We start from the raw sequence: 23740 nt of genomic DNA, 5'->3' as shown, positions 1-23740 counted from the left end.
AAAGATGCCAAGCAGACGTGCACAGAAAACAGCAATTCAAGAACGAAATCTAAATCCTGTGCTTGACTTGGAAATGTCCATATAGGACATTTCTATTTGGTTATTAGGTAGGACATTTCTACTTTGGGCTTACAATAAAGGCTAAGCCTTAGCTCACTCCACAATACTTCAAAGACCTTTTCCTAGACATCTCGGTAAAAAAAACGTATAACACCGTTTTTCAAATTAACAGGTGAACGCGTTGAAACTTGTGCTTGCACCCATGGAAGGCTTAACCGATCCGATCATGCGTGATGTCCTCACGTCTGTCGGCAGCTTCGACTGGTGTGTGACTGAGTTTATTCGGGTCACCGACTCAATCCTGCCCGATCATATCTATCACAGCTATTGCCCGGAATTATTGCACGGCGGTAAAACTGTGGCTGGCACTCCGGTACATGTGCAGTTTCTAGGCAACAACCCGGACATGCTGGCTGCCAATGCGGTCAAAGTTGCAGCCATGGGCGCACCAGCCATTGACCTGAACTTTGGTTGTCCGGCCAAAACCGTAAACCGTCATCGTGGCGGTTCGGTTCTGCTAGATGAACCGGAAGTGGTACATGAACTGGTCAAAGCCGTGCGCGATGCCGTGCCGGCACATATTCCGGTTTCTGCCAAAATGCGCTTAGGCTATATGGATCGCAACTTCATGCTGGACAATGCCCATGCCATTGAAGATGCAGGCGCCTCCTGGGTCACGGTCCATGCGCGCACCAAAGCCGATGGTTATACCCCACCAGCCTTTTGGGATCAGCTGGCCCCGATTCGTGAAGCCTTGAAGATTAATGTGATTGCCAATGGGGAAATCTGGACCAATGCCGATGCCAAACAATGCCAGTTAGAATCGGGCTGTGAAGATTTAATGATTGGTCGTGGTGCCGTCACCACCCCTGACCTCACCCAATGTATCCGCCAGAACTCTGATGCACCCTTACTGAGCTGGCAAGATCTGCTTGATTTGCAAATCCGCTTTATTCACGGTCCAGCCAAAACCGAAATTGGTATGCTGGGGCGTTATAAACAATGGCTGGGCATGATGTCAAAGCATTATCCGGAAGCCAAAGCGCTGTGGGATGAGGTTAAACGCATCAAAAAGCTGGATGAGATTATTGCCACCCTGCAAGCCTCGCAACACGCAGTACCCTGAGCCAAACATTGTCGCGGCTGTTTACAGGGCTTGTCTAACAACTGTTTGATCACTTTTGTGTAATCATCTTGCAAGCCGCAGCTTAAAAACTCCGGCTGATGACATTGCCCTGAAAATTCAGACAATCCTCCACCCGAGTCCGCTGTACCGGCGCCAGTTGCGCCAGATCAAACCAGCGATATTCATCATGTTCATCACTTAACTGAATCTGTGCATCTTCCGGTACATGACAGCGAAAAATAAAAGCATGGGATTGCACCGCTGCATGAAAATACACACCCGATAAATATGCCACCTGCACCTGACAGCCAATTTCTTCCTGACATTCCCGGATTAAGGCCTCATGGATGGTTTCCCCCATATCCAGCGCACCGCCCGGTAAGCCCCAGGCCTGATCGGCATAGGTAGCTTTAAGTAACAGCACCTGCTGCTGGGCATTACAAATTACCGCATGCGAACTTAAGCGATAAAAATCATGAAAGGCCAACGAACTGCTCTCCCCTAGTTTTAAACGATAACCTAACGGCCAGATGCAAACAGCCGTATGTGGACAAGGATGCAATCATTAGGAATCTGTCACCACGGCCTGACTTAAATCGGCCTGGCCCAAACGCTGGATTTCCTCCAGCTTCTGTTTGCGTAATCGCTCACTGCTTAAGGTCTCCTGTAAATCCAGCGCCAGTGCTTTCAGCAAATCCAGATCTTCTTCAGACATCTGCCGCACCTGCTTGTCCAGAATACATAAGCTGCCTATGGCCAAGCCCTGTTTACTTTGAATTGGCACCCCGGCATAAAAACGGATTTTCTGTCTGGCCAGATGAGGATACTGCCGGAAGCGTGGATCACGCTGAATATCTTCAATGACCAGCGCTTCATTCTGATAAACCAGATGGGTACAAATCGACTCCTCACGGCGCTGCGCTGCGTGGATCGGCGACTCTACCGCTTCTGCCAGCGGACTGGCCGGAGTATGCACCTGCCCGGCATCGACCAGCGAAATCTGGGCATATTTCACATCAAAGGCCTGCCGTGCTTCTTCAATATACTGGCTGTAAATTGGCAGTAGTTCCGGCTGCAATAAATCCAGTTCATGCAAAGCTTGTAAACGTTCAGCCTCATTGTCATGCATCAGTGCCGCCGCCGGGTTTTCCCCTTGTGCCATCAGCAGCATATCCATATTCAGCATCAGTTCATTCACACTATTCACCACAGCTTCAGGCTGAAACAGACGCTCAATCTCATCACGCAAATGCGTCGACTGATTGCCCAGCAAAGCAAACACCAGTTTGATCTGCGGTTTTAGTGTACGTATCCGGTGGTTCAACAGGCGGATTTGCGCCATCGGTTGCTGATGAAAAATAGTGATACAGATGATGTCGGTCGATTCCGGCACGGCACTCAACACATCCGAGCGCGATTGAATCAAGGCATCGGCATGGCTACAGGCGGCAATCTTTTTCAGGTTCAGACCATGGGCCAGCATGGCAGAGGCCAGCACATCCACCTCCCAACGTGCCCCCAGACACATGACTTTGGGGTTGTTCAGTTCGGTCTGTAGCGGATATTGCTGCTGAAATTCATGATTAAACCGTTTTAAACCCTGATGCATGCGCAAACGGTGTTCGGCGCTGGCCTCGGTATTATGGACCTGCGAAAACAGGCAAATCGCAGGAATCGCCACTTCATCATAGAAATTATTGATTTTCCGGACCAGCGCTTCTTCATTCGTTTTTTTCGGCAGCTCCTGCTGGATATATGCATTAGCCACATCCAGCGCATCATGTACTTCATCGGCCACCAAACGCTGATAAAAACGTTCGGGCGGTGACAGCACCGGGTCACTGCCAATTAACACTTTGACAAAGCCCAACGCCGGAATATAGTGCGACAGCACCAGCAAACAGGCCGTTAACGGTGTTGATAAAATCAGACCAATTGGTCCCCAGATTAAGGTCCAGAAGGTGGCAGCCAGAATAATCGACAAGGTAGTCAGGCCGGTACTTTCGCCATATAACCACGGCTCAATGATGTTATTACTGATCAGCTCCAGCAGCAGAATCAGGCCCAGCGTCCAGAGGAACATATTCCAGCCTGGATCCACCGCAAAGGCCAGCGTTAACGGGAACACCGCAGAAATGATCGGGCCGACATAAGGCACAAAGCGCAGCACCACCGCCAGCATGCCCCACATGATGGCCGCAGGCACGCCAATAAACCACAGTCCGGCTGCCATCGGAATGCCATAGGTGACATTGACCAGCAATTGCATGCGCAAATAGGTACCAATGCGCTGGCCGGCTTCATCCAGCACATCGGTACCAATATTCAAATTACCGCCAAGCAGACGCAACAAGCGGTCATGCAGATCTTTACGGCTAATTAAAATCAGCACCACAAATAAAAATACGATACCAATGGTGGCAATCGGGCTTAAAATCTTGCTGCCCCACTCCATGGCGGCATCGGAAGGACTTTGCTCCAGTCCGACCACCTTGACATTCTGCACACCCTTTTCCTGCTCGACCTGATTGATGCCTTCAAACGAGCTTTCCACCGTATCGAAAGTGGTTTTGGCCCCATCCCAGGCACTAGGGCCAGAGGTTAGCGATTTCACCGTATTCAGTTTTTGCTGAATGGTGTCCTGATATTGCGGTAATTCTTGACTTAAATCTTTGAGCTGAAAACCCAGATAACTGCCCAGTCCAGCCAGCACACTAATGGTGAAAATCATAACAATGGCAATCGACGGCAGCTGTGGCAGTCCCCATTTTTTTAACCGTGACACCAGCGGTTCCAGCAAAAATGCCAGCAAAATAGCCAGTGCCAGCGGAATCAGCACATCCTGACCAAAATACAGCGCCGCAATAATCACCGCGCTAATCACAAAACCGGCCATCACCCGGACAATATTCTGGGTTTCAATATCCCGCTTGACCCAACTGGCGGCAGATTTTTCCGGCTTCCAGTGATGGGGACGCGTTGGCTGCGCTTCTGGCTGGAGCAGACCCGGTTTATTGTTCTGTTTTCGCATGGCTGGGCACATCCTGTTGCTCTTTATTTATTATGTACGAGCTTCGGTTATTTATTTCAAATAGATTCCTGTAAAAAAACGCCTAATTTCAGCAAGAAACAGTACAGTAGATGAAGATGGGAAAGTATTTAAAGCAGCAAAATGGCACATACACAACTGTGCCATTGCAAGAGAAAAATATTAAGGACGAATGATGGCTTTGCTGTAAATATCCGGGTCCATTTCCAGAATTTCGACACACAGTTGCAGCGTCAATTCATTCTGTGGCGGCAGATAATCCTGCAACACCTCCAGCACGGTCCGGGAAATTTCCTGCTTTAGGGCGGTGCTACGGCCTTTTAAAATCGAGATTTTGGCATGCACATAGGCCTGTGCGCTTTCATCCAGTCCAATCACATAGTCCTGCTGGCAGATGGCGCGACTTTTAATATCAGAGGCATTACCAAACAGGCCATTCTCGACCAGCGTCCGGTTGATACGACTGAGCAAGGGCTTCATTTCAAGCGCGTGCAGGTGATCTGAATATTCAAGATGGATATGTGGCATCAGCCTTCTCCCGACATGGTGCAGATGTGATCTTAAAAAATTCAGGGTTTTACCCTGCTTCAAAACAAGATAAAACCCAAGAGAAACAGTGCGATTATGCTTTTTTCACATATTCCGATTTCAGTTTAATTGCGCCAATACCATCTACTTTACAGTCAATATCATGACCATCTGATGCTTCTGGCAATAGGCGGATATTTTTCACTTTGGTACCCACTTTCACCACAGAAGATGAACCTTTAATTTTCAGGTCTTTAATCACCGTCACGGTATCGCCATCAGCCAGTACATTGCCATTGGCATCTTTAATGATGGCGCCGGCCTCGGCTTCTGCCTGCTCCCCTTCTTTCCATTCATGTGCGCATTCAGGACAAATTAGCAAGTCACCATCTTGATAGGTATATTCGGACTGGCATTTTGGGCAATTCGGTAAAGACATAAAAACCTCGAAACGAGCAAAATAAAAAATATAAAGGTCTACTATAACATTTATATTTTTCATCACGTTAAAATCCCTATCCTGTTTAGGGATTAATAACAGTATTTGCGTTATTTACCTTGGTGTTCCAGCAGCTGTTTAAACACCTGCAGATGATTATGCTGTTCGTTTTCTGCTGCGGTTAACAGGGTAATTGGTCCCTTCTGCGCCAGTTGCCGGATTTCCTCCACCGCATCCAAATGCTGCTGCAATTCTTGCCGATAACGCTGCTGAAACTCCGGCCAGTGCTGCTCAATATCTTCATGAAACCATTTACGCAGTTCGGTCGAGGGGGTTAAATCCTTCGGCCACAGGTCAATCTGGGCATCGGCTTTTTTGATCCCGCGCGGCCAGATCCGGTCCAGCAGAATCCGGGGGCCGTCCTGTTTGCTTACAGCCTGATAAATACGTTTGGTAGCAATGGGCATGGTTTTACTCATCCGGAATGTCAGGGGTCACCAGCAGGCTGAGTAAATCCAGACATTCCTGCCAGCCCAAATAACAGCCATCGACGGGAATGGCATCGGGCAGATTGTCCTGCTGAATCCAGACTTCGGTTCCGACCGATACCGCCTTAAACTCAATCGTGACCTGAATCAGTCCGGGTAAATCTGGGCTATCAAACTCATCCTGATAACGCAGTCGCTGCTCGGGAATCACTTCCAGATACTGCCCGTGAAAACCGTGGCATTTGCCCGTGCTCAAATTACAAAAGGCAATTTTATATTGACCGTTGACCACGGGTTCAAACTGTTCAATCTGCACGGTAAAGCCATGTGATGCCATCCATTTGACCAGGGCATGCGGATCGACAAAGGCCCGATACACCCGTGATAACGGCGCCTGAAATATACGGTGTAACTGTACGCTGTGTTGCATGACATCACCTGTTGACAGCGAATAATTTTCAGTCTACGCCTTCTGCCCTGGGCCTGTGTATGACTTTAGTTGAAGCGAGCGTAAAGCAAAAAAGCATGCGCTCCGGCATGCTTTTTTGTACTAGAAAATGGGGTTAAACCGGATAGTTTTCTTCTTCGTCTTCATCATCATAGACATAGGCCATGCAGCCCCAGCCATCATATTCACCCTGGAACTGGTTGGCGATTTTGGTGAACCATTCTTCTAAATCAACAATATCGGCATAGGCCGGTTCCATATAAACATAAATGGTAATAATCCATTCGGTCACACCAGAATCATCATCCTGAAATAAAGAGATTTTTTGTTCTTCATTTAACAGAAATAAAGCACAACGTTCAGCCTGTTCCTGGTCGGTAAAAGCAATTGAATATTCAATTTCATGTGCCTCGTCCAGATCATCACCATCTTCATGCATTTGCCAAAGTACGTTGCCGTTGTCGTCATCTGGAAATTGTTCATAATCGCGTGACATCATTTTGTCCTTGTTCTGTGTTGTTGTTCTACTGGTCAGCTTACCCTAATTTTGTTGCAGTTCCGAGATAGAGCACTTAATTTTTTTCTGTTCTATCATCCTGATCTCTATCCGGATCGGCAATCCCCTGTTTTGGGGGGCGCACTCAAAATCAGATCAACTGCTTAAAACGGTACCTGTCCACGAATTTCAACCGCGGTACCGCTTAAAGGCTGGGTAAAAGCCAGATAACTGGCATGTAAGGCCATGCGTTTTAGGGCACTGCGCGCAGGTTCCGGATGATACAGCTTATCGCCGGTAATTGGATGGCCGATATACTGCATATGCACGCGTAGCTGGTGTGAACGTCCGGTAATTGGGGTCAGCAATACCCGGCTGATGTCCATCTCGGCATTATAGTCCAGTCCCTGATATAAAGTTTGTGCCGGCTTGCCCAGTTCAAAATGCACCATCTGACGCGGCCGGTTTTCCCAGTCGGTAATTAAGGGCACTTCGACTTTGCCCTCACCGTCGAGTTTGCCCTGTACCAGTGCAATATAGTGCTTGGTCACGGTGCGCGCCTGAAACATTTTACTCACTGCTACTTCTGCATCTCGATGTTTGGCAAACATCAGAATACCCGAGGTGGCCATATCTAAACGATGGGTAATTTTGGCCTGTGGATAACGCGCCAACACGCGTAAATAGGCACTGTCCTGATGCTCCGGCAACCGCCCCGGCACCGACAGCAAACCTGCTGGCTTTTCAATCACCACCAGATCATCATCTTCATAGACCAGGACCAGAGGCTCTTGCGGCGGGCAATATACAAAGTTGTCGTTTAAAGGCATGACGGTACGGCCTGGGAGTCGAAAGCGGGCAAAATATCAAGCGGCCAATCTGCTGTCAATCTATTGAGAAGATAGATATTTAATCTGGAAGCTACTGGAGAGAAATAGTTTTTATTCTCTGGTTTTTCGAGTTTGATTTTTATAGTTTGTTGTTCTGGTCATGCACGGAATTTTTAGGGTGTCAGGGAAAACTTGCTGTTTACTTCAACTATCATCACGTTGTACGTCATGATCTTATAGCCTATAAACTTCTAATCTATAGCGTCCTAAGCCGAATCGAGACCTTTTGGGTGAGTACTGCACTCGCGTTTTGCGCCGCTGACAGCATGCTACTCTTTTCGATCCCGTCACACCCTTGAGAGATATAGTAGTCAAAGCCTGCCGAAATTGTTTTCCGAAGATCAGTCAATTTAAAATATTTTCAGGAAATTTTCCCTAATAAAGCTTAATCACAAGAAATTTTTATACACTAGGTTAAATTATTCATTTTATTTTGCAGAAAATGGCGATTTTAAGAGAATTTATCTAAGTGATTATGATGACTCAGGCAGCGGCTGCATCAGTTGAATTAAATTACCGCAGCCATCTTCCAGCACGGCAATTTTCACATTGCCAGCCAGCATCGGTGCTTGAGTAAAAACCACACCTAGCGCGAGTAAACGCTGATATTCTGCCTCAAGATCGTTGACCTGAAATGAGGTATAAGCAATACCATCTGCCTTAATCGCGGCTTTAAAGGCTTTCGCTGCGGGATGCACATCCGGTTCTAGTAGCAGCTCAACACCATCTGGCTGCTCGGGAGAAACCAGCGTCAACCAGCGATATTCACCCACCGGGACATCCTGTTTTAGCCGAAAACCAAGTATCTGAGTATAAAACTGCAAGGCTTTTTCCTGATCATCGACTATAAGACTGGTGACATAAATTTTCATTGTTCTGCTCGGTAGTTTTTATTTTTATAGCGTAGCTGCTTTCAGTATCCTGTAAGATTCTGGCAAATAAAGTTGCGATAACTGAAAGGAAAATGAAGGTGATTTAAACGAATATAGTGAAATAGGAATAACAAAAAGATAAAGAAGAATAGAGATGTTGAAATTTTTATTTTTAAGGGAGCGGGAAATACTTCAACCATTAAAACTTGGTAAGTTCTAACTTTTTGCCTATAAACTTCTGATCTATAGCGTCCTAAGCCGAATCGAGACCTTGTGGGTAAGTACTACACGCACGTGATACGTTACTGGTAGCAATCTACTCTTTTCGATCCCCTTTCACCCTTGAGCAATAGAATAGTCAAAAGCGGATGGGATTGTTTTCCTAAGCTTCGATGTTTTTTCATCTTTTTGATATTTTTTCTCACATCAAACGGTTTAGATAGAATTTTTTATTTTCAAGCTGCCATAATCATGATTCTTTTTCATGATTCCGTATTTTTCTGGAATATTCAGGCATAAATTATTCTGCCCGGTTCAGGACATCACAGATCTTTAATCTTGAGAGGTGAGCTGTTTAAAATAACTGCCCTTGAATGAGCTGGGCGCTAAACCACCAGCCACTTAAGGCTGACATGCCACAGAGCAAATTGGCCAAGACTTTATTCAGTTTAGATAAGGTCGATTGATAAATTTTGATATTCAGCATGTAAGCCAGCACGGCATAAACCACCCCAATGGCACCACCAAACAGCACCAGCAGTAACGACCAACCCGCCAGCAGATGCGCCTTGACCGGCAATTGAGTATAAGAATCGGCAGCTTGAGAGTTTGACATGGCTTTGCTCCTGATGATTTTTCTTTAAAACCAGCATCCACCCGAAAGTGGATGTGGCGCTCCTAGGAAGCATCATGAAGCAAAAAACAGGCCAGTTATTTATTTTAAATACAGCCAGCGAGTATAACGGTTGATATAGGCATTCAGCCCATCGCCATATTGGGCCAGCTGTTTCATATTCTCGACATGCTGCACACCGGCGCTGGCATAGCTATAAGTATAGACCCTGCTATTTTTACGGAACTGAACCCGAATAAACTCATGACCAATTTCATAATTGGCCACGCCAGAGTCATGGTTAAGATCAAGATAATGTTGCAAAGACTGCACCTGAAATATGCTATATGTCTTATTCCATATGAGGATTAATGGCTATTTTTCAAACAAAAACCAAACAATAAACACCTTAATTTTTATTATTCCTTTTCAATAAGATAGAGCCTTAAATCCAACTAATTTGTATCTCGATTTTGCGTTTTCTTTTTGTAGGGCTTCAACTGTTCTAACACCGCGAAAATTCAGCATTTTTGATTGATCCCATTAAAAAGCCCTATCGTGTGATAGGGCTTTCATTCAAAACAGAGGGTAACTGTTTGAGTGCTGTTGCTTAGGCATTCTTATTGTTAAATTGATTGCCTTGGCATTTGGTACACGGGGGTAAACGGTCTGTACCAATTTCTAAGTAAACGCGATGTCCGCATTGGACACAAAAATAGAAGCCTGTTCCTGGCTTGTCGCCTGCAGTTACCATCTTTGTTCTCCGTATGATTTAGAAATGGTCTATTCAGTATAACCAATCTGTGATGATTGTCTATTGTCCATTTCGACGAGTGATGATGGCGTTTGGGCGAAGGATAATTTTGATAGAAAATTAAGCTGGCTTTATAGAAATTTAATAAGAAATTTTTCCAATTTGAGTTGTAGATGCTAATTAATTTGGTATTAAATCCCGCAATCAGGAAAAGATTTTTTATTCTTATTTAATTTTTAAAATATATTTCTAATTCTATAAACGCTTATTTATCTCCCGTAATACCTATAAGTCTGCAAATCTGTCTTCTATAAAAAAATATCCCATTCAAAAATTGGATATTTTTTAAACCAATTTAGCAATTAGGATCGATAACAAAATTGGTTTGACTGAATTTCTGCCATGCCCCTATCGCAGCACCATCAACAACAAGAATTGAGATAATGCCCCAGTCGACCAGAATGCCTAATAAGGTGGTTGGGTCAAATGTCTTTTGAGGTGTGATGCTCGTGGTTTGGCAGCCTGGTTTTTCTGCCTTAATTACATAATTTTCTTTCTTCTTAAAAGTATAAACAGCACTACGCTGGCCCATATACTCTTCATTTACATATAGCTTGGCTAATTCATCATTACTACGAATATTTACAGTCTGTGTTGAACCATTAAACATCGTGGCACAGCCTGTCATAAACAACATAACACTCGCTAAAATTACAGCAGTTAATTTTCCCATAAACCCCTCATCAATTGCATTTTTACAAAAACGCTATTGCAAATTACAAAAAGAAAACAAACCACACTTTTCAATTAAAAAATTCAATTAATTTATTGAATTTATTTATTTTTTTAATTATTTTAAATTTAGTTTTATATATTTCTAATAAATTCTAAATCGCATTCAACCTTTAATATATTTTGAATAATGAATAGGGAATCAGCCTTAATATCGACCACTGGACGTATGACAGAAGTCCACTTTTTAATTCAATCTTAAAACCTCCTTCGAATCTTCTCTGTAAGCACCAATAAAAAACGCCCCAATGTACATTAGAGCGTTTTTAAACAATTTCAATAACTTTAATCTCCCCCTAACCCTGAGCCATACATGGCATAAGAAAAAAAGAGAAACTCCCTCCTTTCTTAAAGGAGGGTTGGGGAGGATTCATTTAATAATTAAGCCACATTCCCTTCCAAGAAGTCCTGCGCAAAGCGTTGCAATACACCGCCCGCCTCATATACAGATACTTCTTCTTCGGTATCTAAACGACAGGTTACTGGCACTTCCAGAATCTGATTTTTACCATCAGCGGTGGAACGCTCAATCACCAAAGTCAACGTCGAACGTGGCGCGATATTACCAATCACGCTATACAGTTCTGTACCATCCAAACCTAAAGTTTTACGGTCTGTGCCCGGCTTAAACTCAAGCGGTAACACACCCATCCCAACCAGGTTAGTCCGGTGAATACGCTCAAAACCTTCTGCCACAATCGCTTCAACACCAGCAAGGCGTACACCTTTAGCCGCCCAGTCACGGCTTGAGCCTTGGCCGTAGTCTTTACCGGCAACAATAATCAGCGGCTGTTTACGATTCATGTAGGTTTCAATCGCTTCCCACATCCGCATTACTTCGCCTTCAGGCTCGACACGCGCTTTGGAACCTTGCTTAATGGTACCGTCAGAACGTACCACCATTTCATTAAACAATTTCGGGTTGGCCAGCGTTGCACGTTGTGCCGTCAAGTGATCACCGCGGTGGGTGGCATAGGAGTTAAAATCTTCCTCAGGCAAGCCCATTTTCGCCAGATATTCACCTGCCGCCGAATCCAGAATAATTGCATTCGATGGAGATAAATGATCGGTGGTGATGTTATCGCCCAAAATTGCCAGCGGACGCATATTGGCCAAAGTACGCGGTGCAGCCAGCGCGCCTTCCCAATATGGTGGACGGCGAATATAAGTACTTTGCGGACGCCAGTCATACAGCGGACTTGCCGCCTGCTCCACTTCACCCAAGTCAAACATTGGAATATAAACTTTCTGGAACTGCTCAGGCTTCACCGAAGTTTTGACCAGTGCATCAATTTCTTCATCCGACGGCCAAATGTCTTTCAGATAAATTGGATTACCGTTCTGGTCGGTGCCCAACGCATCTTTTTCGATGTCAAAACGGATGGTACCGGCAATTGCATAGGCAACCACGAGTGGTGGAGATGCCAGGAAAGCCTGTTTTGCATAAGGATGAATACGACCATCAAAGTTACGGTTGCCCGACAGCACCGCAGTCGCATACAGGTCACGGTCAATAATTTCCTGCTGAATCTTTGGATCAAGCGCGCCTGACATCCCGTTACAAGTCGTACATGCATAAGCGACGATGCCAAAACCGAGTTTTTCTAAGTCTTTCAGTACACCCGCTTCTTCCAAATACAGCGCAGCTGCTTTAGACCCCGGTGCAAATGACGATTTCACCCAAGGTTTACGCACAAGACCGAGCTCATTGGCTTTACGTGCCAGCAAACCTGCTGCCACAGTATTACGTGGGTTTGAGGTATTGGTACATGAGGTAATCGCGGCAATGATGATGGCACCATCTGGCATCAAACCATCGGTACGCTGTTCAACAATACCGGCAATGCCTTTTTCTTTTAAGTCACTTGTGGATACACGTGCATGTGGATTGGATGGCCCTGCAATATTACGGGTTACCGTTGATAAGTCGAAACGCAGCACACGTGGATATTCCGCCTGTGTCATGTCAGATGCCCAAAGCCCAATTTCTTTGGCATAGGTTTCAACCAGTTTGACTTGTTCAGGCTCACGACCGGTCAGAGTCAAATAATCAATGGTGTTCTGATCGATATAGAACATCGCCGCGGTTGCGCCATATTCAGGGGTCATGTTGGAGATGGTGGCACGATCACCCACTGACATGCTGTCCGCACCTTCACCAAAGAACTCTAAATAGGCACCGACCACACGTTCTTTACGCAGGAATTCAGTTAACGCCAAGACGATATCTGTTGCAGTAATGCCCGGCTGACGCTGACCAACCAATTCCACCCCAATAATGTCCGGCAGACGCATCCAAGAAGCACGGCCAAGCATCACGTTTTCAGCTTCTAAGCCACCCACACCGACTGAAATCACGCCTAGCGCATCGGTATGCGGGGTATGCGAGTCTGTACCCACGCAGGTATCCGGGAATGCTACGCCATCACGGTTTTGAATTACCGGTGACATTTTTTCCAGGTTAATTTGATGCATGATGCCGTTGCCTGCCGGAATCACATCGACATTTTTAAAGGCTGTTTTGGTCCATTCAATAAAATGGAAACGGTCTTCATTACGACGGTCTTCGACTGCACGGTTTTTCTCAAATGCATCCGGATCAAATCCACCGTATTCCACCGCCAGTGAGTGATCGACAATCAGCTGGGTTGGCACCACCGGATTGACTTTGGATGGATCACCGCCCTGATCGGCAATGGCATCACGCAGACCGGCAAGATCGACCAGTGCCGTTTGCCCCAAAATATCATGACAGACTACACGTGCTGGATACCATGGAAAATCATGCTCCTGCTTGCGTTCAATCAGCTGGCGTAAGGACTGCTCTAAAATGGCTGGATCACAACGACGCACCAACTGCTCGGCCAGCACTTTGGAGGTATAAGGAAGTTTGGCATATGCGCCTGGCTGAATATCTTCAACGGCTTGTCGCACATCATAATATTCTAGCGGGGTGCCTTGCAGCGGTTTACGGTAGTTGTTATTCATAGCGTACCTGCCTTGTTCTGACTTCTTCTTTCAAAGTTTTGTTGTTTAACATTCATGCTGCTTGGCATTGTACGCTGCCCGAAGCCTATTTCCCAAATTTCATATATTTCATAAACTTAAGTTAAAAATAATACATTTTTGAAAAATTTGGTTACATCTAGTAGAAAATTCTGGCCAGAAATATGATTTTTTTTGAAAAATAGCGCAAAATTAACCTCATTCTTTAGTATTAGATACGGTTTCGAGATTAGAACATGAGTAATCTGACTTTCTCTGCATTCACTTTAAACGGTGTAGATGCGCAAAAATTCTTACAAGGTCAAGTCACGGTAGATGTCGAAAAACTGCCGCAAACCGAAACCCGTTATACTGCAATTTGTAGCCTGAAAGGCCGTATTCTGTTTGGTTTATGGCTGACCAAACAGAATGCTGAACAGTTTGAAATTGTAGTAACAGCCGATCAAGCTGAAGACTTTGCCAAACACATTAAAAAGTTTGGTGCTTTCTCGAAAATGAAACTGGAAGAAGCCGGTCAGGTTTATCCGGTCGTAAACGGTCTAAACACCCTGTTCACAAGTACTGAACAGGATATTCAAGCATGGCAATTAAAGGCGCTTGAAAGTGGTCAGGCCTGGATTCAGGCCAGCACCGCGGAACTGTTCCAGCCACAGGAACTGCGCCTGCATCAGCGTGAAGGCATTCATTATGACAAAGGCTGTTATTTGGGTCAGGAAGTGATTGCCCGTTTATGGTTTAAAGCCAAGCCAAAACACTGGCTGCATCTGATTCAAGGTACAGGCGATGCTCCGGCTATCGCCAGCAAACTGAACAATGATGTAGAAGTAGTGAATAGCCTGGCTATTGATAGCGGTTATCAAGCTTTGGTGGTAGCAAAACCGGATGCCTTAGCCGAGATGGATGTAACGGTTCTGGATTTACCTGAAGCTTTAAGCGGTGATGTGGCGCGGCCGCAAAATTAAGCGTGTCACTAGCAGATCTATGAAAAACAGCCCAAGTGACACGTGTAACTTGGGTTGTTTTTTTATCCGTCAAAAAAACGAGACTGATTTACAAATTGAAGCAATCCTTAAATTCAGGATTTTTTTATTATTGTTCCTACGTGGTTTGAAAAAATTACCGGATTCCGATACATCTATATTTACATTCTTTGATTTCATCTTATGATGATGAGTGACAATTTATTCCCCACACATAAATGGAATTATGTGGTCATTGATACAAGGTTTTATACAACGATGAAAAAACTGATTTTGGCAAGTCTGGTTGCCCTTTCGACACAATTTACCCTCGCCAACAGCAATAACAGTATTCCGACCGATCCGGCTTTCGCCAAAATTGAAGCCATGGTCAAAGCCAACAACCTGAGCGGTGCCTATCAGGAATTAGACAAACTGGCCAAAACCGGTAATCCGCAAGCGATTTATAATCTGGGTTATTTGACCCAAACCGGCCAAGGTACGGCCAAAAATGAAAAGAAAGCCATCGAGCTATATGAGCAGGCCGCGAAAAAAGGCTATCCGGTGGCGAATTATGTACTCGGTAAAAACCATCTGACCGGCACTTTGGGTCTAAAACAGGATACCAATAAAGCTAAACAGTATCTGCAAAAAGCTTCATCACAAGGCTTTCATGATGCCACCATTGATTTAGCGGTGGTGTATTTCTCTGAAAACAAAGCCGATTCAGATAAAAAAGGCCTGCAATTACTGGAACCCCTCATTAAAAAAGGCAACAATCAGGCCATTCATGCCAAAGCCTTATATGACATTAGCCTGGGCTTTAAAAACAAAAATGAAGCACCCATTCAGCAAGGCTTAAAGAGTATTCAGGATTTAGCACAAAAAGGCTATATTCCAGCGCTGATGGCAGTCGGCAATATGTTTACCAATGGCAACATCGTGCCGCAAAACCTGCCAGAAGCGAAAAAGATTTTCTCTGCCCTGGCCAAGGAAAATGTCCCGCAAGCCAAAGAATCGCTGGCTGTGGTGGACAAGATGATTGCCGATCAAGCCAAGAATCCACCAAAAGCAGCAGCCAAGAAAAGCTAATGCGCCTGACCGCAAAAAGCCCGATGATCGGGCTTTTTTTATTTGGGCCACATGAGGATTTAAAGAAAATACGATGACTGACTTAACCAGAAAGCCACCCCAATTAAACCCAATACCGTACTCATAATTAAAGGCTGGAGTGCCTGTTCATTCAGGCCATAGTTCTGGCCAAAAATCCCAAAGGCCACTGGCATCGGCAGTGCCGCCAGCAAGGTGCCGACAAACAGCATTTCCGAGCTGACATTGGGCAGACTCCACAACAAGGTGAAAATAACCAGCGGCATCAGCAGGACTTTCATCCCGACCAGCAACACACTTTGCAGATTAACCGAATGCAGCTGCATTCCGACCAGACTGCCGCCAATCACAAATAAAGCCAACGGCGATGCAGTTTTGCCGAGCATCTCCAGAATCTGATTGATACTGTCCGGCAGTTTTAAATTAAGCAAGACACAGGCCATCCCGGCAATAATCGACAGAATCACCGGATTTTTTAGCAGACTTTTTAAGGTTTTCAGATATAACGCCGAAAGATGATGGTTTTGCTTTTGCAAACCGGCTTCGGCCAGAAACAGCACCATCGCCACAATAATCAGGTTTTCAATAATTAGAGTTAATGACAGATAAATGGCGGAATGACTGCCAATCAGCAGGGTTAAAATAGCCGTGCCAATAAAACCGGTATTGGACATCGACGCGCCCATCGACAGTACACTGGCATGGGTCAGGCTATGCCGGAAATAGGTTTTATAAATGGCTAGCGCCAGAAAAAACATGATCAGCGAGCCCAGCCCATAACCAATAAAATAACCGGGATGCCAGATTTCGGCCAGGTCTTTACTGGCCAGGGCATACAGTAAAAAGGCTGGCAGTGAAACCTTCATCACAAACTGGCTCAGGGCCTGAATATGCGTGGCCGCCAGAAAATTGGTACGTACGCTGCTATAGCCCAGCGCCAGTACTGCCACCAAGGGCAGTAAAATATTCAGCAACAAAAGTGCCTTCCTTCTCTAGAGCGAGATCTAAAACGCATCATCCCTGATGCTGCTGTTGCTTATTCCTGAACAGGAAATGGATGGAACAAATCTTTTAAACCATGCGGCTGACAGCGCAAGTATTGCGGCGCGATGGCAATCTGCCCGCCCAGTTCAGCGGCGGCATGCCACGGCCAACGTGGATCATAAAGCATCGCTCGTGCCAGTCCAATGGCATCTGCATACTGATTTTGCAGAATTTCTTCAGCCTGCACCGCTTCGGTAATCAGGCCCACTGAAATCACCGGAATACGGTGCACCGCCTGTTTAATGGCATGAGCAAAAGGCACCTGATAGCTTGGCCCGATCTCGATACTCTGCTGGGCATGCAGACCGGCACTGGACACATGAATATAAGCCGCACCCAACTGTTCCAGCGCTTTGGCCACCCCAACCGTAGACTGGATATTCCAGCCGCCCTGCGCATCCATCCAGTCGGTAGCAGACAGACGCACCCCAATCGGATAACCTTCTGGCACCACCTGTTTCATGGCCTGGAACACCTCCAGGGTTAAACGAATCCGGTTTTCAAAACTGCCGCCATATTCATCATCGCGGACATTGGATAATGGCGACATAAACTGATGTAGCAGATAGCCATGGGCAGCATGAATTTCAATTAAATCAAAGCCAGCATCCACTGCACGCACCGCAGCACTGGCAAAGTCGGCAATTACCTGTTCAATTTCATTCAGACTTAGTGCATGGGGGGCATGATCGGTCGGGTTAAACGGCAAATTACTGGCCGATACGGTTTGCCAGCCCTGGGCATGATCCGGCGCAAACTGGTCTTTGCCCAGCCACGGTTTATCGGTAGATGCCTTACGTCCAGCATGCGCCAGCTGCACTGCAAATGGCATTGGTGACAAGGTTTTGACTTTGGCCAGCAAGGCTTTCATCTGCGCACGCTGCAAATCATTCCACAGGCCTAAATCGGCATAGCTGATCCGCCCTTCTGGCTGCACCGCCGTGGCTTCAATAATACATAAACCGGCACCCGACAAGGCATAGTTGGCCCATTGCTGCTCATGCCAATAGCTGAGCTCGCCTTTGTCATTGGCCGAATATTGGCACATGGGGGCAATAATAATTCTGTTGTCTAATTCAAGCGTGCCAAAATGGATAGGTTCAAATAATAATGCCATGGGGCGATCCTGCCTTATGATTTTCATGAAAATTATTCTAACCGAGATAGACGGCCGAATTGGCTAAAAGCTGTTTATTTTTACCGCTTTATGTAACCGAATTAAACTGTGGTGTTGATCAAAATACGCTGTGTTTTTGTCAGCCCGATGACAGCCATTTTTTCACAATCGCTCACACGTCAGACGCAGCGCGACAAGCCTGTTCCAGCCGGTTTAAATAGGCAGCAAAACCATCACTGACCCGGCTGTCCAGACGACTGCTGGTGGTGACCCGTACCTGGTTGCTCCAGACAATTGGCAAGTTTAAGCACTGCATCTGCTCGACCAGCTGCACATCTTCATGACAACTGCTGGCCTGAAAACCACCGGCTTTTAAATAGGCCGCAGCAGAAAAACTGAGATTGGCCCCATGCACATGCCGATGGTCCATTTTGTCCTGATAATGGCGCAGATATTTCTGCCGGGCGGCCGCAGATAAAGGCGACCAGTCTTTAATTTCAACCACGCCACAAATCAGTGCTGCCGGCTGATGGGCATATTGTGCAGATAACCACTGCGCATCGACCTGGGTATCGGCATCGGTACAGGCAATCCAGTCAGCACCTTTGGCAATCATGGCGCGCACGCCCAAATCCCGTGCCTTACCAACACAGCGTACTTCACAACACAAGTAGTCGATTCCGGCCTGTTGTACAATTTCAACAGACTGATCATCACAACTGTCCAGCACCACCAGCACCTTTACTTCAGACACAACGGGCGGTAATTGTGCAATGGCCTGCTGAATAGCCGCCAGACAGGCGCCCAGCGTTTCGGCTTCGTTATAGGCAGGCACCACCACCGCCATCCTCATATCAGTCCCTCCCGCGCAGCCACAGATTGTGCATCTTGAGTCCAGAGATCGAGCAGAAAATCCGGATCATTCATCTGCAAATAATGATGCAGCACCAAGTGTTGCCTTAAACAGGCATGTACCTGATCGCCATTCAGCTCAAAGCCTGCAATCGGGTAACGCCAGTGACAGGCCAGCAGCGTACCGTCTGCACTTAAACACTGCTGCAGCTGCTGCATTAGCTGCACTAATTCGGCCGGACGCAGGTAATAGGCCACTTCACTGAGAATAATCAGATCAAATAGACTATCATTTTCCAGCGCCAGATGGGTTTCAGGGACACGTTGTTGCCGCACCTGCACATGCGCAAACCTCGCCAGACGGGCCTGTGCCAGTTCAACCGCACGACGGTTGGCATCTACACAGATGAGCTGCTGACAACGCGGAGCCAGCAATTCACTGAAGATGCCATTGCTGCAGCCAATTTCCAGTACCCGCTGAAACCGCGCCTGCGGCAAGGCCGCCAGACACAGCTGCCGTTTACGCTGCTCATACCAGTGCTGCTGATAGTGCCAGGGATCATCATTGTCCTGGTACAGCTGGTCAAAATAGTCATCCGTGTTCAGTCGCATCAATATAGACCTCGTACGGGATTAAGAGTCGTGAAATAGTTTTTGCCGATACAATTGGCGGCTGGTGAATAGTGTCATCAGCCTCGATCTGAGTTTTAAAACATTGAATCGCCTGCTGTTTTAAAGCCAGCTGCTGTGCAGTTAAACGGAGTTTTCGTGCCTGCGCCCAGGGAATCCGTGCATCTGCCGGTATGGCCCAATGCCAGGCCCAAATCAGCACCTGATAACAGCGCTGCCGGTGCTGTCTGGCCCAATGCTGCACCACCCGTCCGGTGGCTTCATGATCGGGATGGCCATCTTGAGCGAAGGTGGTCACCAGAATATCCTCAGGCTGCACCCAGTTTTGTAGCTGCTGCAACAGTTCGGATTCAGCCTGCATCACCTGGCCATCTGCAATGTTCAGGGCAATGCGCTGGACCTTATGTTCCAGTCCCAGCACCGCCAAGGCATTCAGACTTTCTTGTGGCCGCAGCACATTCAGCTGCTCAACGCTATAACGTTTTGACCGAGGATGGCTGCCGGTACCATTGGTTACTGCAACCAGCAGCAGTTCACGCCCTGCCGCGGCCAGTTGCTGCATCAGACCCGCACAACCGAGAATTTCATCATCGGGATGTGGCGCGAAAATTAGTACCCGGCCACGCTCAGGAAAGTGCTGCGTCAGATTCAAATCCGGCAGCCCGGTCAGTCCAGACCAATTGAGCCACTGCGCCTGATCGGTACCGCTACCATAGATTTTCCGGTCACCGACTACCGGATCGATCAGAGTTGCCATGTTTGCCCCTCCTGTAGCGATAAGCGGCCAATTGCAGCCAGATCAAAAGCAGCATGACTCTGGCGCAAAAATACCGGCAAGTCGGCAGCCAACCGGGCAAAATGTGCCTGCTCGCAAAAAGGTCGTGCGCCTAGCGCTTTTCCGACCTTTTCCAGTACCAATAGCGCAGTATCCTCAACTTGGGCGCGTAACATCCGGATGATCAGTTCATGGCTGTGTGCCGGCGCTGCATCTATCTGGGCAGCCACATGGGTAAAAAACTGTCGTGTCACGGCCAGTCGGGTACTGATTTCGCCCAAATACAATTCATGATAGGCATGGGTTTTCTGCTGCACATGCTGCTGTAAATATTCAGCCAGACGTACTGTAGCACCATACCAGCAGGCCGCAACACCGGCTGCACCATGCCAGAAGCCCGGCCGATTCAGATAATCTCCGGGTTGTGCAATGCGTGTGGCTGGAGTGTGCTGAAAATGAACAGTTGCTGTGGCCGTCTGCTGCATACCGATGGCTTGCCAACTGCTATCATCTACTTGGATTGAAGGCTGCTGCATCTCGACCATCAATAATTGTGACTGGCCATCTGCACCGCGATAAGTCATTAAACCAAAATCCACCGCATATGCCGCCGAGCACCAAGCCTTATAACCGGAACAATAGCCCTGCTCATACTGTACAGGTTGTGGATGGCCTTCCGCGGCCCAGACTGCCCACCAGCCCGCCGGAACGGACTGAATCTGTAGTTCGTTTAAAATACTCAGCGCATCGAAATGTGATTCCAGCCATTTCACCAAAGTTAAATCGGTGGCCGCAACTTTGGCCAGCAGTTGCCAGCGCAGCAGGGTTTGCCCCCTGCCCGGATGAGGAAATTCAGGTGATACTGCCAGCAAACGGCGTAGTGTGGTGACGTAATCTTCGGCGGTAGGCGCTGTCTGCTGTTCAAATTCAGCCAGAATCTGGTCCATAGTGGTTCTATATTCCAAATATATAATTGTTCTCAATCTATCCGGTTGTCATCATTGCCAGCACAGTGACCACAAACGGGCATGAGTAGCCAAACTTGCAGTCACGGTACGGCGATGTTGATGTTTTTAACTGATGACCCTGTTTAGATTTAGCACGTGGCTGGGCAGATAAATATTGAAAATTGTTAACGTATTAGTGAATCACCGGCGAGACCTGGGCGCGAAGCGGCATCTTGTAGTGATACAGGAAGCTGTTATGGTGCAGATCATTTAAGAAAGTAGTACGCCAGTCGGCAATATCAAATTTTTTCAGACCATCCATTAAGCGACTGTAACGCTGTATCCGCTCTGCTCGCGGCATCTCCAGTGCCTGTTTCAGGGCTCGCGTCATGGCCTCGCGGTCATGTGGATTCACAATTAGTGCATCCGGCATCTGGTCTGCGGCACCGGCTTTATCGGACAGAATCAGCACGCCCGGATTATCGGCATCCTGAGCGGCAATATATTCTTTGGCCACCAAATTCATACCGTCTTTTAAAGAAGTGACCCAGCAAATATCCGACTGGCGGTAAATTTTCATCAGCACTTCATGTGCCAAGGTCTGATGACTGCAATTCACCGGCAACCAGTCTGCTGTAGCATATTGGCTGTTAATGGCGGCAATCTGGTCTTCTAAACGCTGGTACAGGCGCTGATAGGCGGGAATATCCATGCGGCATGGACAGGCAATTTGCAGGTCCACCACCTGCTGGTGATATTCAGGATAAGAAGCCAGGAAATGGGCAAAAGCATCAAAACGTTCTAGCAGCCCTTTGGAATAATCAATCCGGTCAACGCCGATAATAGTTTTTTGTTGGGCCAGGGAGTCAAAATCAAAGATATCTTGGGTGCTCGTTAAGGGCTGAGCGGCCGCGTGCTGGATGAGGTCTGGATTCACCCCAATGGGGTAACTCTTCATCATGGTCAGCTTATTCTGATAACGCAGGATATAAGGATGAATTTCCTCACCACTGAGCATGGTCTGGCAAATGCGCATACATTGCTGCTGATCGCGCTGGGTTTGCAGTCCAACTACATCATATTCACACAGGTCTTGCAGTAAACGTGATGCCACCGGAATTTCCCGCCACACCGCTTCATGAGCAAAAGGAATATGCAGGAAAAAGCCAATCTTGTTGTGCATACCTAACTGGCGGCAATGCCGAGCGATACTAAAGAAATGATAGTCATGCACCCAGATCACATCATCCGGCTCGGCAATCGCCTGTAGCTGTTCGGCAAACATGCGATTGACTTCCTGATAAGTCAGATATTCATCTGTGGAGTATTCAATTAAATCGCTGCGATCATGCATGGCCGGCCACAAGGCATTGTTGGCAAAGCCACAGTAATATTGCTGGTACTGCTGTTCAGTTAAGGGGCTGGTCAGATATTCCACACCCTGATGCTGCACCGAGTCGAATTTCAGCTGGGAAAATTGCTCGACTCTTTCACCATTCCAGCCCACCCAGATCCCGCCAATATCATGCAGTGCATCTTGCATAGCCACCGCCAGACCACCTGCGGCTTTTTTTTCAGGATTCGGTAAACTGACCCGATTGGATAACACGATTAGCTTTGACATTTTTACCCTCACATCCTCTTTTGATGGTCATTGCTCCTGTTTCGCAATGTATTTTTATTAAATGCAGCAACTCCGCCACGGCTTGGGTATTGGCCAGCCGATAGTGGGCCTGTGTCTCGCCTTCACCGACTTTAATACTCAAACCCTGATGCTGATTGACCACGGCAAATCCATCTTCATCCGTCACATCATCACCAATAAAAATGGGAAAAGTGCTGTTTTCTGGCATTGCTTCCAGTAAGCGACTAATTGCAAAACCTTTACTCGCTTGCTGAGGCAAAAGCTCGACCACACACTTGCCCTGCTTGAGCTTAAGTTGAGGATAACGCACTTGCAGCACCGCCATAATCTGCTGTGCAACCGGCGCAAGCTCTGGATATTCCCGGTAGTGCAGGGCTACCGAAAACTGCTTATCCTCAATACGTAAATTCGGGTAGGCGCGACAGGCCTGACTCAGGTCTGCCCGGAGCTGCTTATAATTAATATGACTTAAATCAAGTTGTAATTTCTTTGTACTATTCCACCAAATTTGTAATCCATGTAACTCAGCAATCGGCAGCGGTAACTGCTGTAACAGCTGTCTGGCCATCTCAATGGAACGGCCAGTAACCACACTCACCGGAATCCCCAACTGCAATAATTCGGCCAGGGTGTTTAAAGTCGAGGTGGGAATAAAACTGTGCTGCGGGTCAAGCTGAAAATCGGCCAGAGTGCCGTCTAAATCGAGAAACAGACTTAATTGACGTTGCTGCTGCTGACAGATCTCGATGATGTGTTGCGGCGTATGCATATTGCTCCTCATCTGGATAACTCATTTTTGTTTTGCCCTATCTTGGCGTTTTTTTATGGGCGGCATGTGATTTTCAACATTAATGATGTGCAGGCTTACATTTTTTTACCTG

25 protein-coding genes are annotated in these 23740 nt (G+C 46.9%); 3 read left to right on the top strand and 22 right to left on the bottom strand.

The window, feature by feature from the left end; genetic code table 11:
- Positions 1-241: 241 nt before the first annotated feature.
- A complete protein-coding gene (locus tag FTT64_RS11445) occupies positions 242-1186 on the top strand; it encodes a tRNA-dihydrouridine synthase (protein ID WP_180182401.1) in 945 nt (314 codons plus the stop codon).
- Positions 1187-1268: 82 nt separating this feature from the next.
- Here the strand turns inward: FTT64_RS11445 and FTT64_RS11440 are convergent, their stop codons facing one another.
- From FTT64_RS11440 to acnD, 14 genes are all read right to left on the bottom strand, one after another.
- The gene (locus FTT64_RS11440) at positions 1269-1673 is read right to left on the bottom strand and encodes an NUDIX hydrolase (protein WP_127800837.1); all 405 of its coding nucleotides are present in this window, start codon (positions 1671-1673) and stop codon (positions 1269-1271) included.
- 78 nt (positions 1674-1751) lie between these two features.
- Positions 1752-4217 carry an AI-2E family transporter gene (locus tag FTT64_RS11435; RefSeq protein ID WP_180182400.1) on the bottom strand — a complete coding sequence of 822 codons (2466 nt, stop codon included), beginning with the start codon at positions 4215-4217 and terminating at the stop codon, positions 1752-1754.
- A gap of 180 nt (positions 4218-4397) precedes the next feature.
- The gene (locus FTT64_RS11430) at positions 4398-4763 is read right to left on the bottom strand and encodes a 5-carboxymethyl-2-hydroxymuconate Delta-isomerase (protein ID WP_127800833.1); all 366 of its coding nucleotides are present in this window, start codon (positions 4761-4763) and stop codon (positions 4398-4400) included.
- A 94-nt stretch (positions 4764-4857) separates the two neighbouring features.
- On the bottom strand, positions 4858-5202 hold the full coding sequence (locus FTT64_RS11425; protein ID WP_016659847.1) for a zinc ribbon domain-containing protein YjdM: 345 nt from the start codon (positions 5200-5202) through the stop codon (positions 4858-4860).
- A gap of 110 nt (positions 5203-5312) precedes the next feature.
- Positions 5313-5669 (bottom strand): DUF488 domain-containing protein, encoded by a 357-nt coding sequence (locus tag FTT64_RS11420; protein ID WP_127800831.1) that lies wholly within the window; start codon positions 5667-5669, stop codon positions 5313-5315.
- Positions 5670-5673: 4 nt separating this feature from the next.
- The gene (locus FTT64_RS11415; protein WP_168396990.1) at positions 5674-6120 is read right to left on the bottom strand and encodes an SRPBCC family protein; all 447 of its coding nucleotides are present in this window, start codon (positions 6118-6120) and stop codon (positions 5674-5676) included.
- A 133-nt stretch (positions 6121-6253) separates the two neighbouring features.
- Entirely contained in the window at positions 6254-6634 is a 381-nt protein-coding gene (locus FTT64_RS11410) for a ribonuclease E inhibitor RraB (protein ID WP_016659844.1), read from the bottom strand.
- Positions 6635-6798: 164 nt separating this feature from the next.
- A complete protein-coding gene (locus FTT64_RS11405; RefSeq protein WP_168396991.1) occupies positions 6799-7464 on the bottom strand; it encodes a pseudouridine synthase in 666 nt (221 codons plus the stop codon).
- Positions 7465-7997: 533 nt separating this feature from the next.
- Positions 7998-8396: a VOC family protein gene (locus tag FTT64_RS11400; protein ID WP_104471981.1), complete on the bottom strand. Its 399-nt coding sequence runs from the start codon at positions 8394-8396 to the stop codon at positions 7998-8000.
- Positions 8397-8970: 574 nt separating this feature from the next.
- Positions 8971-9231 (bottom strand): hypothetical protein, encoded by a 261-nt coding sequence (locus FTT64_RS11395; protein ID WP_168396992.1) that lies wholly within the window; start codon positions 9229-9231, stop codon positions 8971-8973.
- A 99-nt stretch (positions 9232-9330) separates the two neighbouring features.
- Positions 9331-9552 (bottom strand): hypothetical protein, encoded by a 222-nt coding sequence (locus tag FTT64_RS11390; protein ID WP_075167930.1) that lies wholly within the window; start codon positions 9550-9552, stop codon positions 9331-9333.
- 286 nt (positions 9553-9838) lie between these two features.
- On the bottom strand, positions 9839-9982 hold the full coding sequence (locus tag FTT64_RS11385) for a zinc ribbon-containing protein (RefSeq protein ID WP_075167893.1): 144 nt from the start codon (positions 9980-9982) through the stop codon (positions 9839-9841).
- Between the two features lie 355 nt (positions 9983-10337).
- Positions 10338-10679, bottom strand: a complete 342-nt coding sequence (locus FTT64_RS11380; RefSeq protein ID WP_127800841.1) for a hypothetical protein — start codon at positions 10677-10679, stop codon at positions 10338-10340.
- A gap of 476 nt (positions 10680-11155) precedes the next feature.
- Positions 11156-13762 carry a Fe/S-dependent 2-methylisocitrate dehydratase AcnD gene (acnD, locus tag FTT64_RS11375; protein WP_127800825.1) on the bottom strand — a complete coding sequence of 869 codons (2607 nt, stop codon included), beginning with the start codon at positions 13760-13762 and terminating at the stop codon, positions 11156-11158.
- Positions 13763-14016: 254 nt separating this feature from the next.
- Here acnD and FTT64_RS11370 point away from each other — a divergent pair, with 254 nt between their 5' ends.
- Both FTT64_RS11370 and FTT64_RS11365 read left to right on the top strand, forming a co-directional pair.
- Positions 14017-14742: a folate-binding protein YgfZ gene (locus FTT64_RS11370; RefSeq protein ID WP_127800823.1), complete on the top strand. Its 726-nt coding sequence runs from the start codon at positions 14017-14019 to the stop codon at positions 14740-14742.
- Between the two features lie 276 nt (positions 14743-15018).
- Positions 15019-15831 (top strand): tetratricopeptide repeat protein, encoded by an 813-nt coding sequence (locus tag FTT64_RS11365; protein ID WP_005175859.1) that lies wholly within the window; start codon positions 15019-15021, stop codon positions 15829-15831.
- 59 nt (positions 15832-15890) lie between these two features.
- On the opposite strand, the gene FTT64_RS11360 is transcribed toward FTT64_RS11365, so the two are convergent.
- From FTT64_RS11360 to otsB, 8 genes are all read right to left on the bottom strand, one after another.
- Entirely contained in the window at positions 15891-16826 is a 936-nt protein-coding gene (locus FTT64_RS11360) for an AEC family transporter (RefSeq protein WP_127800821.1), read from the bottom strand.
- Between the two features lie 59 nt (positions 16827-16885).
- On the bottom strand, positions 16886-18010 hold the full coding sequence (locus FTT64_RS11355) for an NADH:flavin oxidoreductase/NADH oxidase (protein WP_016659829.1): 1125 nt from the start codon (positions 18008-18010) through the stop codon (positions 16886-16888).
- Positions 18011-18182: 172 nt separating this feature from the next.
- Entirely contained in the window at positions 18183-18863 is a 681-nt protein-coding gene (locus tag FTT64_RS11350; RefSeq protein ID WP_168396993.1) for a glycosyltransferase family 2 protein, read from the bottom strand.
- Positions 18860-19474 (bottom strand): SAM-dependent methyltransferase, encoded by a 615-nt coding sequence (locus tag FTT64_RS11345; protein ID WP_168396994.1) that lies wholly within the window; start codon positions 19472-19474, stop codon positions 18860-18862. Before FTT64_RS11345 ends, FTT64_RS11350 begins: the two co-directional genes overlap by 4 nt.
- Entirely contained in the window at positions 19455-20249 is a 795-nt protein-coding gene (locus tag FTT64_RS11340) for a PIG-L deacetylase family protein (RefSeq protein WP_180182399.1), read from the bottom strand. The genes FTT64_RS11345 and FTT64_RS11340 overlap by 20 nt, the downstream gene beginning before the upstream one ends.
- On the bottom strand, positions 20237-21214 hold the full coding sequence (locus tag FTT64_RS11335; RefSeq protein ID WP_168396995.1) for an acyl-CoA dehydrogenase: 978 nt from the start codon (positions 21212-21214) through the stop codon (positions 20237-20239). The genes FTT64_RS11340 and FTT64_RS11335 overlap by 13 nt, the downstream gene beginning before the upstream one ends.
- Positions 21215-21407: 193 nt before the next feature.
- On the bottom strand, positions 21408-22838 hold the full coding sequence (locus FTT64_RS11330) for a trehalose-6-phosphate synthase (RefSeq protein ID WP_168396996.1): 1431 nt from the start codon (positions 22836-22838) through the stop codon (positions 21408-21410).
- Positions 22789-23628: a trehalose-phosphatase gene (gene otsB / locus FTT64_RS11325; protein ID WP_005175835.1), complete on the bottom strand. Its 840-nt coding sequence runs from the start codon at positions 23626-23628 to the stop codon at positions 22789-22791. Before otsB ends, FTT64_RS11330 begins: the two co-directional genes overlap by 50 nt.
- Between the last annotated feature and the right edge of the window lie 112 nt (positions 23629-23740).

This window comes from Acinetobacter sp. Q186-3 (assembly GCF_013420655.1).
GTDB classification, from domain to species: Bacteria; Pseudomonadota; Gammaproteobacteria; order Pseudomonadales; family Moraxellaceae; genus Acinetobacter; species Acinetobacter indicus.
This window is presented reverse-complemented; position numbering and strand designations above follow the sequence as displayed.